Origin of the sequence: Microbacterium ginsengisoli (genome assembly GCF_000956535.1) — a bacterium.
GTDB classification, from domain to species: domain Bacteria; phylum Actinomycetota; class Actinomycetes; order Actinomycetales; family Microbacteriaceae; genus Microbacterium; species Microbacterium ginsengisoli.
Genome location: NZ_JYIY01000055.1, coordinates 1 through 14,559, shown reverse-complemented (window position 1 = coordinate 14,559; position 14,559 = coordinate 1). Strand labels below are relative to the sequence as shown.

The 14,559-nt window shown below is 72.7% G+C and carries 12 protein-coding genes and 1 pseudogene; 8 read left to right on the top strand and 5 right to left on the bottom strand.

Annotated elements, in window-relative coordinates; translation table 11 throughout:
* The first annotated feature begins 58 nt into the window (after positions 1–58).
* Positions 59–1,498, top strand: coding sequence for an MFS transporter (locus RR49_RS02365; RefSeq protein WP_045246367.1), 1,440 nt, complete (start codon positions 59–61; stop codon positions 1,496–1,498).
* A 37-nt stretch (positions 1,499–1,535) separates the two neighbouring features.
* On the opposite strand, the gene RR49_RS02360 is transcribed toward RR49_RS02365, so the two are convergent.
* Both RR49_RS02360 and RR49_RS02355 read right to left on the bottom strand, forming a co-directional pair.
* Positions 1,536–2,861, bottom strand: a complete 1,326-nt coding sequence (locus tag RR49_RS02360) for an MATE family efflux transporter (protein WP_045246366.1) — start codon at positions 2,859–2,861, stop codon at positions 1,536–1,538.
* Between the two features lie 39 nt (positions 2,862–2,900).
* Positions 2,901–3,461: a cysteine hydrolase family protein gene (locus RR49_RS02355; RefSeq protein ID WP_045246365.1), complete on the bottom strand. Its 561-nt coding sequence runs from the start codon at positions 3,459–3,461 to the stop codon at positions 2,901–2,903.
* 132 nt (positions 3,462–3,593) lie between these two features.
* Between RR49_RS02355 and RR49_RS02350 the strand changes: the two genes are divergently transcribed.
* Both RR49_RS02350 and RR49_RS02345 read left to right on the top strand, forming a co-directional pair.
* A complete protein-coding gene (locus RR49_RS02350) occupies positions 3,594–5,558 on the top strand; it encodes a M13 family metallopeptidase (protein ID WP_045246364.1) in 1,965 nt (654 codons plus the stop codon).
* An 85-nt stretch (positions 5,559–5,643) separates the two neighbouring features.
* Positions 5,644–6,564, top strand: a complete 921-nt coding sequence (locus RR49_RS02345; RefSeq protein WP_045246363.1) for a serine hydrolase — start codon at positions 5,644–5,646, stop codon at positions 6,562–6,564.
* Positions 6,565–6,604: 40 nt separating this feature from the next.
* Here the strand turns inward: RR49_RS02345 and purU are convergent, their stop codons facing one another.
* Positions 6,605–7,489: a formyltetrahydrofolate deformylase gene (gene purU / locus RR49_RS02340; protein ID WP_045246362.1), complete on the bottom strand. Its 885-nt coding sequence runs from the start codon at positions 7,487–7,489 to the stop codon at positions 6,605–6,607.
* A 104-nt stretch (positions 7,490–7,593) separates the two neighbouring features.
* Here purU and RR49_RS02335 point away from each other — a divergent pair, with 104 nt between their 5' ends.
* From RR49_RS02335 to RR49_RS02320, 4 genes and pseudogenes are all read left to right on the top strand, one after another.
* Positions 7,594–8,613, top strand: coding sequence for an acyl-CoA thioesterase (locus RR49_RS02335; RefSeq protein ID WP_048809380.1), 1,020 nt, complete (start codon positions 7,594–7,596; stop codon positions 8,611–8,613).
* 4 nt (positions 8,614–8,617) lie between these two features.
* A complete protein-coding gene (locus RR49_RS02330) occupies positions 8,618–9,376 on the top strand; it encodes an IclR family transcriptional regulator (RefSeq protein ID WP_045246361.1) in 759 nt (252 codons plus the stop codon).
* A gap of 167 nt (positions 9,377–9,543) precedes the next feature.
* Positions 9,544–10,023: pseudogene (locus RR49_RS02325) on the top strand (thiolase family protein); the annotation flags it as partial.
* Between the two features lie 56 nt (positions 10,024–10,079).
* Complete coding sequence (locus tag RR49_RS02320; protein WP_045246359.1) at positions 10,080–10,805, top strand: IclR family transcriptional regulator domain-containing protein; 726 nt, start codon at positions 10,080–10,082, stop codon at positions 10,803–10,805.
* Positions 10,806–10,841: 36 nt separating this feature from the next.
* On the opposite strand, the gene xylB is transcribed toward RR49_RS02320, so the two are convergent.
* The gene (gene xylB / locus RR49_RS02315) at positions 10,842–12,125 is read right to left on the bottom strand and encodes a xylulokinase (RefSeq protein ID WP_045246357.1); all 1,284 of its coding nucleotides are present in this window, start codon (positions 12,123–12,125) and stop codon (positions 10,842–10,844) included.
* A gap of 21 nt (positions 12,126–12,146) precedes the next feature.
* The gene (gene xylA, locus RR49_RS02310; RefSeq protein WP_045246355.1) at positions 12,147–13,334 is read right to left on the bottom strand and encodes a xylose isomerase; all 1,188 of its coding nucleotides are present in this window, start codon (positions 13,332–13,334) and stop codon (positions 12,147–12,149) included.
* 52 nt (positions 13,335–13,386) lie between these two features.
* Between xylA and RR49_RS02305 the strand changes: the two genes are divergently transcribed.
* Positions 13,387–14,538 (top strand): ROK family transcriptional regulator, encoded by a 1,152-nt coding sequence (locus RR49_RS02305; protein ID WP_045246353.1) that lies wholly within the window; start codon positions 13,387–13,389, stop codon positions 14,536–14,538.
* Positions 14,539–14,559: the final 21 nt, after the last annotated feature.

Sequence of the window (14,559 nt, the reverse complement as noted above, 5' to 3'; positions counted from 1 at the left end):
ACCCCGGGCTCCTCGCGGCTTGTGCTCACCGGCGGCGATGCCGCGGAACGGAGTGCGCATGAGTGACGGCGTCGGTCTCAGGTCGGAACGCGGCCCCATCCTGCTGGCGCTCATGGTGGCGACCGGCATCGTCGCGATCGACGCGACCATCCTCGCGACCGCCGTGCCGAGCGTCGTCGAGGACCTCGGCGGCTACAGCCAGTTCCCGTGGCTGTTCTCCATCTATCTGCTCGCGCAGGCGATCACCGTGCCGATCTACTCGAAGCTCGCCGACACGATCGGGCGCAAGCCCGTGATGATCGTCGGCATCGCCCTCTTCCTGCTCGGCTCGGTGCTGTGCGCGGTGGCCTGGTCGATGCCGGCGCTGATCGTCTTCCGCGCGATCCAGGGTCTCGGCGCGGGGGCGGTGCAGCCCATGGCGATCACGATCGCCGGCGACATCTACACGATCGCCGAGCGGGCCAAGGTGCAGGGCTACATCGCCGGCGTGTGGGCGGCGGCGAGCGTGGTCGGCCCGGCGCTCGGCGGGATCTTCGCGCAGCTGGGCATCTGGCGCTGGATCTTCTGGGTCAACCTGCCGCTGTGCATCGCGGCGCTCTGGCTCATCGCCCGCAACTTCCACGAACCCGGGGTGCGGCGCGCCGACGCGCCGCGGCACCGCATCGACGTCGCCGGGTCGCTGCTGATCATGGGCGGCGCGGGCCTCGCGATCCTCGGTGTGCTCGAAGGCGGCGTCGCGTGGGCATGGGACTCGCCCGCGAGCATCGGCGTGTTCGTCGCCGCGGCGGTGCTGCTGATCGTGTTCGTGTTCGTCGAACGACGCGCGGCCGAGCCCGTGCTGCCGCTCGCGCTCATGGGGCGACGCCTCATCTGGAGCAGTTCGCTCATTTCGCTCGGCATCGGCGCCGGCCTCATCGGCCTGACCTCGTTCGTGCCCGGCTACCTGCAGCACGCGGCGGGTGCGATCCCGCTGATCGCGGGTTTCGCCGTCGCCGCCCTCACGATCGGCTGGCCGATCGCGGCGAGCATGTCGGGGCGGGTGTTCTACCTGCGCATCGGCTTCAAGCCCACGGTTCTCATCGGGCTCACGATCGCCATCGTCGGAACCGCCGCGCTCGCGATCACCTCGGCGTGGCCCTCGGTCGCCCTCGTGGCGCTGTGCTGCATCGTCACCGGCTTCGGATTCGGCCTCGTCGCCACCCCGAGCCTGATCGCCGCGCAGGCGAGCGTCGAGTGGAGCCAGCGCGGCGTCGTCACCGGCGCCAACATGTTCGCACGCTCGATCGGCAGCGCCGTGGGCGCGGCGATCTTCGGGGCCATCAGCACGGCCGCCCTCGCCGGACGGGCCGAGACGGATGCCGCGGGTGCCGCTGCCGCCGGAACCGCGGTGTTCGTGGCGGTGCTCGTCACGGTCGCGGCGATGATGCTGGTCGCCCTCGCGATGCCCGCGGTGCGCGCCGACGTGACGCCCATCCCGCAGCCCGTCGCCGCCGACTGATCACGGTCTGCGGGTCAGCGAGCCCGCGGCATCCGATCTAGACCCCGACAGTCATCCACGCCGTGCCGCGCACACGGCGGGAGAGCGTCACCAGCCGGGCGAGCATGTAGACCCCGAAGAACGCGACGGCCAGCCAGGCGAGACCAGCGGCCCCCGACGCGCCGACGAGCGCCAGCACGACGAGCAGTGGCACGAAGGGCACGAGGTTGAGCACCCCGACCACCGCGAGGTAGCGGCCGTCGCCGGCTCCCATCAGCACGCCGTCGAGCACGAACACCACCCCGCACAGCGGCTGCGCGATCGCCAGCACGATCAGTGCCGGCTGCGCGAGCGGCGAGAGCGAGGCGTCCCCGGTGAACAGGCCGCCCAGCACGCCCGACAGGGCCGCGATCACGGCGCCCACGACGACACCGAACCACGCGCCCCACGCGACCGTCCGCCGCAGCACGTGGCGCACGAGCACCCGATCGCCCGCGCCGAGGCTCTTGCCGACGAGCGCCTGCGCGGCGATCGCCAGGGCATCGAGCGCGAATGCGGCTGTCGAGAAGATCGTGAACGCGACCTGCCAGGCGGCGAGCTCCGCGGTGCCGAGCGCGGTCGCCGCCGCGACGGTCGCGAGCAGGGCCGCGCGCAACGACACCGTGCGCAGGAACAACCACCCGCCGAGCCGTGCCGATCCGGTAATGCCGGCGCGCTGCGGTCGGACGGATGCCGCATGCCGGCGGGCGAGCCGCGCGACGACGGCGACGTACACGCCCACCATGCCCCACTGCGCGAGCACGGTGCCGAGCGCCGAGCCCGCGATGCCGAACCCGAGCCCGTAGATGAGCAGGGCGTTGAGTCCGGCGTTCGCGGCGAAGCCGAACCCGGCGACCCACAGCGGCACCACCGTGTTCTGCATGCCGCGCAGCAGGCCGGTCGCTGCGAATACGACGAGCATCGCTGGCAGCCCCCACACCGAGATCGCGAGGTAGGTGTCGGCCGCGGCGGTCACCTCCGGCGAGGCGCCGAAGAGGGCCACGATGCCCGGCGACGCGACGGATGCCGCGAGCGCGAGCACCGCGCCCAGGCTCACCGCGAGCCACATGCCGTCGATGCCCGCCGACACGGCGGCGCCCGGGTCGCCCGCGCCGAACCGCCGCGCCACCGCCGGCGTCGTCGCGTAGGCGAGGAACACCATGAGCCCGACGATCGTCTGCAGCACCGCTGAGGCGATGCCGAGACCCGCGAGGGCGTCGAGGCCGACGTGGCCGACGAGCGCCGCGTCGACGATGAGGAACAGCGGCTCGGCGACGAGCGCGCCGAGTGCGGGCACCGCGAGCGCGAGGATCTGCCGGTTGAGCGTGGCCCCGCGTGCGGTCATGCGCTCAGCGTAGGGAGAGTCCGCGGGCGACGGGGTCGTTCACCGACCCAGGGCGACCTCGCCGGCCGTGGCGGTGCCGGCCGACTTGCCGGGAGCCGACTGGAACGACCAGTAGAGGTTCGTGTGCGCGATGACGTCGGGAACGCTCGGCGCGCCCCACGCGGTCTTGTCGCCGGCGGTGTGGGCGTCGCTCACGAGCACCGTGTCGTAGCCGCGCGCGAACGCGCCGTGGATGGTCGAGCGGATGCAGGCGTCGGTCTCGGCGCCCGCGACGACCAGACGGTCGACACCGAGCCGGGCGAGCAGGTCGTCGAGGTCGGTGCCCTCGAACGAGTCGCCGTAGCGCTTGTGCACGTGCGCTTCGCCGTCGGCCGGCACGAGCTCGGGCACCAGTTCCCACGCTTCCGTGCCCTGCTCGAGCTCGCCGTCCTCGGAGTGCTGCACCCACACGACGGGCACGCCGTCGTGTCTCGCGCGGGCGACCAGCCCGGCGATGCGGGTGACCACGCCGTCGCGGTCATGGGCTCCGTCGACGACGCCGTTCTGCACGTCGACCACGAGCAGCGCCGTGGCGCCGTCGCGTGCGGTGAGTGTCGACATCCTGACCTCTTCTCCGCCCGCCGGTGCGGGCCCGACGCGACAGTACCGCGCGGCGCCGACACGGCGGACGCGGGTGCGCGGATGTGCGCAACTCCCGGCCGACCCATGAGTGCGCGGCGTAGGGTGGAGCCCATGTCTGCAGACCTCCGCTCCGGTCTCGAGCTCGGCGAACTGAGCACCGAGATCCGCCCGCAGGACGACCTGTTCCGCCACGTCAACGGCGCCTGGCTCGACCGCACCGCGATCCCCGACGACAAGGCCCGCTGGGGCTCGTTCCACCTCATCGCCGAGCGGGCCGAGAAGGACGTCGCCGCGATCATCACCGAGTCGCAGCAGGCCGAGCCCGGCACCGAGGCCCGTAAGATCGGCGACCTCTACGCCAGCTTCATGGACACCGAGCGCATCGCCGCGGCATCCCTCGCGCCGATCTCGGCGCAGCTCGCCCGCATCGACGCGATCGGCTCGGTCGAGGACCTTCTGATCGCGATCGGCGAGCTCGAGCGCGACGGCGTGCGCGGACTCATCGACCTCTACGTCGAGCCCGACCCCGGCAACCCGACCCGCTACGTCCCCTTCCTCGTGCAGGGCGGGCTGTTCCTCCCCGACGAGAGCTACTACCGGCTCGAGAACTTCGGCGAGACCCGCATCGCGTACCGCGAGCACATCGAGCGTCTGCTCGGCCTCGTCGACGTGACGGATGCCGCGGCCCAGGCCGACCGCATCGTCGCGCTCGAGACCGAGATCGCCGCCGCGCACTGGGACAACGTGCGCAGCCGCGACGCGGTCGCCACCTACAACCTGAAGACCTGGGACGAGGTGCAGTCGCTCGTGGGCGTCGACCTGGAGCCGTGGCGCTCGGCGCTCGCGCCGGGGCATCCCGATGCGTTCGCCGAGGTCGTCGTGCAGCAGCCGAGCTTCCTGGAGGGTATGGGCGCACTGCTCGTCGACGCGCACCTCGAGGGCTGGAAGTCGTGGCTGCGCTACGCGATCGTGCACGGCTCGGCGCCGTTCCTCACCGAGGAGATCGTGGCCGAGAACTTCTCGTTCTACGGCACGCAGCTCACCGGCGTGCCGGTGAACCGCGAGCGGTGGAAGCGGGGCGTCAGCCTCGTCGAGGCCGCGCTCGGCGAGGCCGTCGGCCGCGTCTACGTCGAGCGGCATTTCCCGCCGCAGGCGAAGGTCGCCATGGACGAGCTGGTCGCGAACCTCATCGAGGCTTACCGCCAGTCGATCGCGACCCTCGAGTGGATGAGCCCCGAGACCCGTGAGCGCGCGCTCGCCAAGCTCGACGCCTTCACCCCGAAGATCGGCTACCCGGTGCGGTGGAAGGACTACTCGGCACTCGTCGTCGACCCCGCCGACGTGGTCGGCAACGTGCGCCGCGCGCACGTCGTCGAGCACGACCGGCAGCTAGGCAAGGTCGGTGGGCCCATCGACCGCGACGAGTGGTTCATGACCCCGCAGACCGTCAACGCCTATTACAACCCGCTCATGAACGAGATCGTGTTCCCGGCGGCGATCCTGCAGTACCCGTTCTTCGACGCCGATCGCGACGCAGCCGCCAACTACGGCGGCATCGGCGCGGTGATCGGCCATGAGATCGGCCACGGGTTCGACGACCAGGGCAGCCGGTACGACGGCGACGGGTCGCTGCGGGACTGGTGGACCGACGCCGACCGTGCGGCGTTCGAGCAGCGCACGGCGAGCCTCATCGCCCAGTACGACGAGCTCGTGCCGCAGGGTCTCGCTCCCGAGAACCACGTCAACGGCGCTCTCACGATCGGCGAGAACATCGGTGACCTCGGGGGCCTCGGTATCGCGATCCGCGCCTACGAGATCTCGCTCGGCGGCGAGCCCGCTCCCGAGATCGACGGGTTCACCGGCATCCAGCGGCTGCTGCTGAGCTGGGGGCAGATCTGGCAGCAGAAGGGTCGCGACGCCGAGACCATCCGGCTGCTGACGATCGACCCGCACTCGCCCAACGAGTTCCGCTGCAACCAGATCGTGCGCAACGTCGACGCCTTCTACGCGGCGTTCGGCGTGACCGAGACCGATGCGCTCTGGCTCCCCGAGAGCGAGCGCGTCACCATCTGGTAACCCGGCCGTGCTGGCATGGCCTCACGCGAACGGATGCTGACAGTCGCCGTGCGCGCGCACCGCACCCGACGGGAGGGAGCCCACCGTGGCACCGACTCCTGATCGTGCGCGGGGCGCCGAGGCGTCGCCCGGGCGCCGCCGCGCGGCGAGCCGGTCGGGCCGCCGGGTCGCCGTGGGGCGACGCTCGTTCACGTCGACCATGGCGGCGCTCGACGCCCTCGCCGTCGCGGGCGCCCAGGTGTCGGTGCACGTCGACGACCTCGACCGCGGCAGCGCGGTGCTCGTCGGTGACGACTACGTGAGCCTGCCGATCGCGGGGCTCGGCGTCGTGCCTCTTCTGGTGGAGGTGGCGGCGCAGATTGACCAGAACCGCCTCGACCCTTACGAGGTGGTCGACCGCACGAGCCTCCCCGCGGTCGCGGGGCCGGGAACCTGGCAGCATCTCGCCGCGCCGTCGCTGCCCGTCGTCGACCTCGCGGTGCTGGCGGCATCCACCGGCGACGCCCTCGCGGCGAACGCGCTGCTCGCCCGCATCGGACTCCCCGCCGTGCGGGTGCGGCTCGAGCAGCTCGGGCTGTCGCGCTCGGCCATGATGGACGCCTTCCGCGACCGGCGCGGCCCCGACGACGCCCCGCACGTCGCGCTCGGCGCGACCCGCGAGTACGCGCGGCTGTTCGCCGACCTCGTGAACTCCCGCGTCGTGACACCCGCCGTCAGTGCGCAGGTGTCGGAGTGGCTGAGCCATGGGCACGACCTGAGCCTCGCGGCATCCGTCACCGGGCTCGACCCGTTCGCTCACGAGGGCGACGAGCATGGTCTGCTGTTCCTGAACAAGACCGGCCGGGGCGACGGCGTGCGCGCCGAGGCGGGGGTGCTCGCCGGTCCCCGCGCGGGGGTGTCCTATGCGCTGACGGTCTGCTTCGACGACCTGTCGATCGCGCACCGGCTGCGGGCGCACGACGCGTTCCGGGTGCTCGGGCTCGAGCTCATGGAGTACGTGTTCTGACCGTTCCGAGGCGGATGCCGCGGCCCACGCCGCGCCCGCCTCAGAAGACGATCGTCTGGTTGCCGTGGCGGATCACGCGGTCCTGCGCGTGCCACAGCACCGCGCGGGAGAGCACGGCGCGCTCGACGTCGGCGCCGTGGCGCTGCAGGTCGGTGCGGGTGTCGGCGTGGGTGACGCGCACGACGTCCTGCTCGATGATCGGGCCCTCGTCGAGATCCTCGGTCACGTAGTGCGAGGTCGCGCCGATGAGCTTCACGCCGCGCTCCTTGGCCTTGCGGTACGGGTCGGCGCCGATGAAGGCGGGGAGGAACGAGTGGTGGATGTTGATGACCGGCACCCCGAGCTCGGCGAGGAAGTCGCCCGACAGGATCTGCATGTAGCGGGCGAGCACGACGAAGTCGACGTTGCCCTTCAGCAGCTTCAGGATCTCGGCCTCGGCCGCCGACTTGTCGGCGCCCTGCGAGGGCACGTGGAAGAACGGCACCCCGAACGAGCGCACGTCGTCGGCCGTGTTGGTGTGGTTCGAGACGACCATCGGGATCGACACCGGCAGCTCGCCGCGGCGGTGACGCCACAGCAGGTCGAGCAGGCAGTGGTCGGAGGTCGACGCGAGGATTGCCATGCGCTTCGGGATCGACTGGTCGGTCAGCCGCCACTCCATGGCGTAGGGGGCGAGGGTCTCTGCGAGGTCCTCCTCGATGCTCGGCAGCGCCGCCGTCAGGTTCGGCCGGTGGAACACCACCCGCTGGAAGAACGCCCCGCCCTGCGGGTTGTCGGAGTACTGATCGAGGGAGACGATGTTGCCCTCGTGGCGGGTGATGAGCGCCGTGATGGCCGCCACGACCCCGGCCTTGTCCGGCCCGTACACGATGAGGCACGCGTGGTCGCGGGACGTGCGGATGGGGGCGGTGAGAGGACCGGTCACACCCGTCAGTCTAGGAGCGCCGGGCCTCGGGCTCGGCGCTGTGCGGGCGGTGAGAGCGCGCGGATGCCGCGGGCCGCGGCATCCGACTCACTACGCTGTCGTGCGTGACCCCCGACGCGGAGCCCGCTGCGCTCGCCCATCCCGCCGCCGGTCGTGATGACCGGATCACGCTGCGCTTCCTCGCCACCCCCGGCGACACCGCCGCCGGCGGACGCTCGGTGGCCGCCGGAAGCGTCATGGAGTGGATCGACAAGGCCGCCTATGCGTGTGCGGTCGGCTGGGCCGGCGGCTACTGCGTCACCGCGTACGTCGGCAACATGCGCCACCGGCGTCCGATCCCGCCGGGCAGTCTCATCGAGGTGAGCGCCCGCATCGTGCACACCGGCACCACGAGCATGCACATCGTCGCCACGGTCGCCTCGGCCGACGTGAGCACCCGCGAGTACACCCCGGCGACCACGTGCATCCTGGTCTTCGTCGCGAAGGGTGCCGACGGCCGGCCGGCCCCCGTGCCGGCGTGGAGCCCCGTGTCGGCCGCGGACGCCGAGCTGCAGCGCCTCGCGCTCGACCGCATCGCCTCGCGCACCGAGATCAAGTCGCTCATGCTCGACGAGGAATACACGGATGCCTCGGCCGCCCCCCGCACGACGCTGCGTTTCCTCGTGCCGCCCGGCGTCGTCAACTGGGGAGGCAAAGCCCACGGCGGCACGGTGATGCGGTGGATGGACGAGGCCGCCTACGCGGTCACGGCGGCGTGGGTGCGCGACGGCGCCGAGGCCAGCGCCGCGGTCGGGGCCTACTCGGGCGGCATCCACTTCTTCACGCCGATCTCGATCGGCGACCTCGTCGAGATCGACGCCCGCATCGTCTACACCAGCGCGCGCAGCGCGCACGTCGTCAGCCGCGTGCTCACCGGCGACCCGCGCACGCCCCACGAGCGGCGCCTCGCGACGCTCTGCATGAGCGTGTTCGTCGTGCCCTCACCGGACGGCGAGGCGCTTCCGGTGCCGCAGTGGCTGCCCGAGCTCGCCGAGGACGTGCGCCTGCACACCCACGCGCGACGCATCCTCGAGCTGCGCGAGCGCATCGAGCCGATCCCGGCGGGGCTCACCCTCGAGGCGTGAGGCCATGACAGAGACGGTGTTCGGTCGCGTGACCCGGCTGCTCGCGGCGTTCGACGAGGACGAGCCGTCGCTGCCGGTCGCGGTGCTCGCCGCGCGCGCGGACATCCCGCTCTCGAGCGCGCACCGACTGGTCGCCTCCCTCGTCGCCGAAGGATGGCTCGTCGCCGTCGGTGAGGCGCGCTACGCCATCGGCACGCGGCTGTGGGAGCTCGGCGAGCTGTCGCCGGTCGCCGTGCGGCTGCGGGAGGTCGCGTTGCCGCACATGGTGCGTCTCTACGAGGCGACGGGGGAGAACGTGCACCTCGCGGTGCTCGACGTCGACGTGCCGCCCGAGCGGGCCGAGATCGTGTTCGCCGGACGCATCACCGGACGCGCCTCGGTGCCCACGCTCGGCCGGGAGGGCGGGCGGCATCCGCTGCACACGACCGGGGTCGGCAAGGCCATCCTGCTGGGGCGCGACGAGGCGTGGCTCGACCGCTACCTGGCGGTGCCCCTCCTGCCCGAGACGTCCCGGTCGATCACCGACCCCGAGGCGCTGCGCGCCGACCTCGCGCGGGCCCGCGCACGCGGGTGGGCATCGACCCACGGGGAGATGACGCTCGGCAACATCTCGGTCGCGGCGCCGCTCGCACCCCTCACCGGGCTGCCCCCCGCCGCGATCGGGGTGGTCGCGCACGCGGGCGACGCCCTCGAGAAGCGCCTTGCGCCGATGGTGACGCAGGCGGCGCGAGAGCTGTCGCGAGCGCTCCGCCCCGACGCATGATTCTCACTCACTGAGAACGTCTCCTCGGCGCGCGAGCGCGCGGTGCGACGCTGGCATCCCCACGGATCGTCGAAGGAGACACCATGACGAGCGAACGCACCGCGGCGGCGCCCGAATCGCTGCTCGCGGCCCCCGACCAGGCCACCCAGGCGGCCATCACCGCCGAGATCACAGCCCTCTTCGCCGCCGACGGCAGCGTCACCGCGGGCAATTCCTCCTCGATCAACGACGGCGCCTCCGCGGTGCTGCTCGCCGCCGAGGGTGAGATCGAGGCGGAGCCGCTCGCGCGCATCGCGGGCCGGGCGACCCACGGGGTCGACCCCGACGTGTTCCCGATCGCGCCGATCGAAGCGGCGAACAAGGCGCTCGCCGCCGCCGGACGCACCTGGGCCGACGGCGACGTGGTCGAGCTGAACGAGGCGTTCGCGTCGCAGTCGCTCGCGTGCATCGCCGGCTGGCCCGACCTCGATCCCGCGAAGGTCAACGTGCACGGTGGCGCCATCGCGATAGGTCACCCGCTCGGGGCCTCCGGCGGTCGGGTGCTCGGTCACGCCGCGCACGAGCTCGCCCGTCGCGGTGGCGGCGTCGCCGTGGCGGCGCTGTGCATCGGGGTCGGTCAGGGCCTCGCGGTGGTGCTGGAAAGATAGAGCGATGATCGACGCGACGCCGCCCGACGCCGACGGCGCGCGCGTCCGAGGACTTCGTGCAGTCGCTCGCCCGGGGGCTCGCCGTCATCCGCGCCTTCGACGCCGATCACGCGCAGCTCACCCTCAGTGAGGTCGCCCGGCGCACCGAGATCCCCCGCGCGGCCGCGCGACGGTTCCTACGCACGCTCGAGACCCTCGGCTATGTGCGGACGGATGCCGCGGCCGCCACCTTCGCGCTGACGCCCCGGGTGCTCGACCTCGGGTTCAGCTACCTGTCGTCGCTCACCCTGCCGGAGCTCGTGCAGCCCCACCTCGAACGCCTCTCGCGCGAGGTGGACGAGTCGGTGTCGGCATCCGTGCTCGACGGCGGCGACATCGTCTACATCGCCCGCGTGCCGACCCGCCGCATCATGAGCGTGCGCATCACGATCGGCACCCGGTTCCCCGCGTTCGCGACGAGCATGGGGCGGGTGCTGCTCGCCGACCTCGACGAGGCCGACGCGCTCGCGCGGATCGCCGCCTCCGGCGACCGCCACGCCCCGGCGGAGGTGGCGCGTCAGCTCGCCGCGGTGCGCGCGCAGGGGTACGCGATCGTCGACGGCGAGCTCGAGCCGCTGCTCGTCTCCGCCGCGGTCGCGGTGCGCGACCGCGCGGACCGGGCCGTGGCCGCGGTCAACGTAGCGACCTCGGGCGGGGCCGGCACCGCCGAACGCCTCGCCGAGACCGTCGTGCCGCTGCTGATCGACGCGGCGGCCGCGGCATCCGCCGATCTGAGCCGCTGAGCCGCTGAGCGCCTGACCCGCCGAGCCGCCCCGTGTTCAGCTGACCTGGCGGGCCGCGCCGAGCGCGACGTACTCGCCGGGCTCGGGCACCTCGACGGGCACGCCGAACACGAGCGGCGCGATCTGCTGCACGGCCGCCGACCGCGCGGCGCCGCCGATGAGCAGCACCCGGTTCACCGGTACCCCGAGGCCGCGCAGCGCGTCGATGCCGGCGCCGAGTCCCGACAGCATGCCCTCGACCGCTGCGCGCGCGAGGTTCTCGCGCGTCGTCGAGGCGAGCGTCATGCCCTCGAGGCTCGCCGTCGCGTCGGGCAGGTTGGGCGTGCGCTCACCCTCGAAATAGGGGATGAGTCGCAGCCCCGCAGCTCCCGCCGGGGCGGCGAGGGCGAGTCGGCTGAGCTCGTCGAGGTCGACGCCGAGCAGTCGCGCGATCGCGTCGAGCACCCGCGCGGCGTTCAGGGTCACCACGATCGGCAGGAAGTTGCCGTCTGCGGCGGCGAACCCCGCCACCGTGCCGGTCGGGTCGATCGTGCGCTCGGCGCTCACGCCGAACACGGTGCCGCTCGTGCCGATCGACACGATCACATCTCCGGGCACGGCGCCCACGCCGAGCGCGGCGCCCGCGTTGTCGCCGGCGCCGGCACCGACGCGGCGGCCCGCGGCATCCGTCACCTGCTCGTCGTGAGCGAGCACGCGAGGAAGACGCGCGTCATGGCCGAGCGCGGCGACGAGCAGGTCGCGGTCGTAGTCCCCGGTCGCGGGGTTCCAGTAGCCCGTGCCCGACGCGTCGGAGCGGTCGGTCACGAGCTCGTCGAAGCGCGGCTCGGCGCCTGCCACCGGCCCGAAGCCGCGCAGCCGCCACGTGAGCCAGTCGTGCGGCAGCGCGACCGCGGCGACCCGGGCGGCGGCCTCGGGCTCGTGATCGCGCAGCCAGCGGAGCTTGGTGATCGTGAAGGATGCCACGGGCACCACGCCCGAGCGCTGGGCGAGGTCGTCGGCGCCGAACTCGGCGATGAGATCGCGGGCGGCGCCCGCCGAGCGGGTGTCGTTCCACAGCAGCGCGGGCCGCACGACCTCACCGGTCGCGTCGAGCGCCACCATGCCGTGCTGCTGGCCGCCGATCGCCCACGCCTCGACGTCGTCGAGACCCCCGGCGGCGGCGATCGCCTCCTGCAGCGCCTCCCACCACCGTTCCGGGTCGACCTCCGAGCCGTTGGGGTGCGACGCGCGACCCTCGCGCACGACCCGGCCGGTCGCGGCATCCACGATCAGCACCTTGCACGACTGCGTGGACGAGTCCACGCCCGCGACGAGCGCCATCGCCGTTCTCCCCGCCGCCGGTCAGCGCGCGCCGAGCAGGTGCTCGGTCGCGAGCTGCTGCAGACGCACGAAGCCGAACCCGCGGGCGCCGAAGTAGGCGCTCGCGTCGAAGTCCTCGTAGGCGCTGCGGTCGGCGAGCAGGTCGTCGTAGCTCTCGCCCGCGCCGAGGGTGGGCGTCTGCAGCTCGAGCACGCGGGCAGCCTGCAGGGCCTCCTGCACTTCGGGGTCGGCGCGGAAGGCCGCGGCGCGCTCCTTGAGCAGCAGGTAGGTGCGCATGTTGGCGGCGGCGGAGTCCCACACGCCGTTCTCGTCCTCGGTGCGGCTGGGCTTGTAGTCGAAGTGGCGGGGGCCGGTGTACGCCTGGCCGCCGTCGGGGCCGCCGTTCTCGAGCAGATCGACCAGCGCGAACGCATTGTGCAGGTCGCCGTGGCCGAAGACGAGGTCCTGGTCGTACTTGATGCCCCGCTGGCCGTTGAGATCGATGTGGTAGAGCTTGCCGTGGTACAGCGCCTGGGCGATGCCGGCGGCGAAGTTCAGGCCCGCCATCTGCTCGTGTCCGACCTCGGGGTTGAGGCCGACGAGCTCGGGGCGCTCGAGCGACTCGATGAACGCGAGTGCGTGACCGACGGTCGGCAGCAGGATGTCGCCGCGGGGCTCGTTCGGCTTCGGCTCGATCGCGAAGCGGATGTCGTAGCCCTTGTCGGTGACGTAGTCGCCGAGCAGGTTGACCGCCTCGCGGTAGCGCTCGAGGGCCGAGCGGATGTCCTTCGCAGCGTCGTACTCGGCGCCCTCGCGGCCGCCCCACATCACGAAGGTCTTCGCGCCGAGCTCGGCGGCGAGGTCGAGGTTGCGCAGCACCTTGCGCAGCGCGAAGCGGCGCACCTGGCGGTCGTTCGAGGTGAAGCCGCCGTCCTTGAAGACGGGCGCGGAGAAGAGGTTGGTGGTGACCATCGGCACGATGAGGCCGGTCGCCGCGAGAGCGCCCTTCAGGCGGTCGATCTGGTGCTGGCGCTCGGCGTCTGTCGAGCCGAACGCGAACAGGTCGTCGTCGTGGAAGGTGAGCCCGTAGGCGCCGAGCTCGGCGAGCTTCTCCACCGCATGCACCACGTCGAGGGCCGGACGGGTCGGGCCGCCGAACGGGTCGGCGCCGTTGTAGCCGATGGTCCAGAGACCGAACGAGAACTTGTCGGCGGCGGTGGGCGTGGTCATGGTGCTCCTTCGCATCAAATTGTTGTGAGCGACAACATACTACACTCGGGACATGGCCGCATCCGTTCCCGCCGTGCGCGAGGAGAATCTCGCGCACGTGCTCGACCTGCTGCGTCGCGACGGCGCGCAGACCCGGTCGGAGCTCGTGCAGGCCACCGGCCTGAATCGCTCCACGATCGCCGCCCTCGTCGCAGAGCTCGACGCGGACGGCCTCGTCACCGAGTCGCTGCCCGGTGCCGGCGGCGGAGTCGGCCGCCCCTCGCCGGTCGTGACCGTCGCGTCCGCGCCCGTCGCGATCGCGGTCAACCCGGAAGTCGATGCCGTCACCCTCGCCGCCGTGCGCCTCGACCAGACCCTCGCCGTGCGCGAGCGCGTGCCGTTCCGCCGACCCCCGACCGCTGCGGAGGTCGCCGGCCTCGTCGCCCGCTGGATCCCCGAGACACTGGATGCCGCGGCACACCGGGTCATCGGCGTCGGACTCGCCGTGCCCGGTCTCGTGCGTTCCAGTGACGGGGTCGTCGTCGACGCGCCCCACCTCGGCTGGCGCGACGACGCCCTCGCGCAGCGCGTCGGGGACGCGGCATCCGTACCGACCTTCGTCGCCAACGACGCCACCCTCGGCGCCCTCGCCGAGCACCGCTACGGCGCCGGCCGCGACGCGTTCGACATCGTCTACCTCAACGGCGGTGCGAGCGGCATCGGCGGCGGGCTCATCGTCGGCGGTGTGCTCGTCCGCGGCGCCGCCGGCTTCGCGGGGGAGTTCGGCCACAACCGGCCGGGCATCATCGCCGCCGCCGACCGCCGTGCCGACGACGGGGTGCTCGAGGACGAAGTCGCCCAGGCGCGCCTGTTCGCGGCGCTCGGCGTCTCGCCCGGCGACGGCGCCGACCTCGGCGAGGCGATGGCCGCCGCCGGACCCTCGGGGCGCCTCGAGATCGCGCGCCAGCGCCGCATCCTCGCGACGGCGCTCGCGAACGCCGCGAACGTCATGAACCCGGCGGTGGTGATCCTCGGCGGGTTCCTCGCGGCCCTCGCCGACGTCGATCTCGCCGGACTCACCGCCGACGTGCGCGCCCAGACGATGGCGGGCATCGCCGATGTCGAGGTGCGCGTCGCGGCGCTCGGCGACGACCGCCTGCTGGTCGGCGCCGCCGATCTGCCGTTCGAGGGGCTCATCTCCGGGCTGCGCGCGGCCCGCGGCTGAGGCGCGCGACCGCTCCGGGGG

Excerpts from the sequence above, each read along its gene's own strand:
- RR49_RS02365 (WP_045246367.1), top strand. The coding sequence starts at position 59 with ATGAGTGACGGCGTCGGTCTCAGGTCGGAACGCGGCCCCATCCTGCTG.
- RR49_RS02360 (WP_045246366.1), bottom strand. The coding sequence starts at position 2,861 with ATGACCGCACGCGGGGCCACGCTCAACCGGCAGATCCTCGCGCTCGCG.
- RR49_RS02355 (WP_045246365.1), bottom strand. The coding sequence starts at position 3,461 with ATGTCGACACTCACCGCACGCGACGGCGCCACGGCGCTGCTCGTGGTC.
- RR49_RS02350 (WP_045246364.1), top strand. The coding sequence starts at position 3,594 with ATGTCTGCAGACCTCCGCTCCGGTCTCGAGCTCGGCGAACTGAGCACC.
- RR49_RS02330 (WP_045246361.1), top strand. The coding sequence starts at position 8,618 with ATGACAGAGACGGTGTTCGGTCGCGTGACCCGGCTGCTCGCGGCGTTC.
- xylB (WP_045246357.1), bottom strand. The coding sequence starts at position 12,125 with ATGGCGCTCGTCGCGGGCGTGGACTCGTCCACGCAGTCGTGCAAGGTG.
- xylA (WP_045246355.1), bottom strand. The coding sequence starts at position 13,334 with ATGACCACGCCCACCGCCGCCGACAAGTTCTCGTTCGGTCTCTGGACC.
- RR49_RS02305 (WP_045246353.1), top strand. The coding sequence starts at position 13,387 with ATGGCCGCATCCGTTCCCGCCGTGCGCGAGGAGAATCTCGCGCACGTG.